This is a genomic window from Mesorhizobium sp. M0848, from assembly GCF_040319805.1.
In the GTDB taxonomy this organism is placed as follows: Bacteria; Pseudomonadota; Alphaproteobacteria; order Rhizobiales; family Rhizobiaceae; genus Mesorhizobium.
The window spans coordinates 1-1,861 of sequence record NZ_JAMYOM010000071.1 but is presented as its reverse complement, the minus strand read 5'-3'; the positions used below and the strand labels follow the sequence as shown (position 1 = coordinate 1,861).

Annotated in this window: 2 protein-coding genes and 1 pseudogene; 2 read left to right on the top strand and 1 reads right to left on the bottom strand. The window is 60.5% G+C overall.

The features are described from left to right. Window positions 1-306: an oligopeptide/dipeptide ABC transporter ATP-binding protein gene (locus NKH95_RS33300; RefSeq protein WP_352760106.1), complete on the top strand. Its 306-nt coding sequence runs from the start codon at window positions 1-3 to the stop codon at window positions 304-306. Then, a complete protein-coding gene (locus NKH95_RS33295; protein WP_127291993.1) occupies window positions 303-1,319 on the top strand; it encodes an ABC transporter ATP-binding protein in 1,017 nt (338 codons plus the stop codon). The genes NKH95_RS33300 and NKH95_RS33295 overlap by 4 nt, the downstream gene beginning before the upstream one ends. Window positions 1,320-1,476: 157 nt before the next feature. Here NKH95_RS33295 and NKH95_RS33290 read toward each other — a convergent pair. Then, window positions 1,477-1,861: pseudogene (locus NKH95_RS33290) on the bottom strand (transmembrane anchor protein); the annotation flags it as partial.

Below are 1,861 nucleotides of genomic sequence, written 5' to 3'. Positions count from 1 at the left end.
ATGTATGCGGCTCGGGCCGCCGAACGAGGTCCCGTGGACAAGGTCCTCGTTACCCCACGCCATCCGTACACGAGAGGGCTGATCAACGCGATCCCACGGCGGGAAGACCCGATCGGTTCGGAGTTTCGCGGTCTTCCCGGGATACCGCCAACGCTGGGCGCGCCATTCAAAGGCTGTGCCTTTGCCCCGCGCTGCGAGCTCGCAATTCCCGCATGCACCGCAAGCCGCCCTCCACTTGCGCGGTCGGTCGACAGCGCTGTTGTCGTGGCCTGCGCGGTTGTCAACCAAAGGAAGGCAGCAGCATGACGCACGGTCCTGTTCTGAAAGTCGAAAACCTGCAGACGCGCTTCAAAAGCGTTCAGCGAGGCAAGTTCATCCATGCCGTCGACGACGTCTCGATCGAGCTCTATCCGGGCGAGATCGTCGGTCTGGTAGGCGAGTCCGGTTGCGGAAAGTCGACGCTGGGCCGCACCATTGTGGGTCTCGAAAAGGCAAGCGCGGGACGAGTCCTGCTTGATGGAGTGGACCTCACCACACTCTCCGGTGCAGCACTGCGCGAAAGCCGCAGGGCGCTCCAATACGTGTTTCAGGATCCATATTCGTCCCTGAACGACAGACAGACGGTCGGTGAGACGATCGATGAAGCGTTGCTGATCAGCGGGTTGAAATCACAATCCGACCGCAACCATCGTACCAAGGCGCTCCTGGATCAGGTCGGACTGGCGGACGCTTTGAAGGATCGGCACACGCGGGAACTGTCCGGAGGGCAGCGCCAGCGCGTTGCGATTGCCCGATCCCTCGCCGTGAATCCAAGAGTGCTGATCTGCGATGAACCAGTTAGCGCACTGGATTTGTCCATCCGAGCCCAAGTGATGAACCTTTTCCTGCACCTGCAGAAAGATTTTGGGGTGGCGTGCCTGTTCATTGCCCACGACCTTGCGTTGGTCAGGCAGGCTGCATCGCGCGTCTACGTGATGTACCTCGGCAAGATCGTGGAGCACGGGCCATCGCAGGAACTCTACGATCACCCAGGCCATCCCTATTCGCAGATGTTGCTGGCCTCGACACCGGAGGTGGATCCGATCGCCGAAAAGCAGCGCAGGGTTCCGGTCATGATCGGGGAGGTGCCGAGCCCTACGAATCCACCATCCGGCTGCAGGTTCCGGACTCGCTGCCCCTTGGTGGTCGAAGAATGCAAACAACAGATGCCACCGGCCTTGAAGCTATCTCCTGGGCACAGTTCGGCTTGCGTGTTTGCCAAGGATCTCCATCGCGGCAAACGTTCGGCGCTGATTTCGCCAACAGCCAATGCGGCATGACACGTTGACACAGCCTAGCGGCGCACCAATTCACCACGCCGCCGCCTACCTCGACACGAATGCTCACGGGACGGTGGTGCGCCAAACAGTGAGGTCGTGGCAATGAACAGCGCGTCACTCCGGCGCCAAACGGCGCCGGATAAAATTGACGTATCGTTCACATCATCCGTTTGATGTCGGTGTAGGCACCGTTCGTCTTCAGCGTCACGGTGACGTCGGCATCGGTGCGGTTACGCCAGAACCAACCGTGATTGCCGTCAAACGCTGCCTCAAGTACGCCCTCGTCCTCTGCAGCCCCGCGGCCCTTCTCGTATGAAATGTTTTCGCCGCCGCCGTCACCATGGGTGTCGAAGTTCACCGCCGCGCCATTGGCCGTCCAAGAGTATTGTGCCTGTGCGCCCTTGGCCATGACGAGCTTGATCTCAGCTCCTTCGCCGGGCTTCAGGGTGACCGACATTTCGTCTGTCCGGAGTTCCTGGGCAGAGGCGGAACCCATCACCAGTTCAGCGAAGACGCGCTCCAGAAGACTCGACTGCTGATCT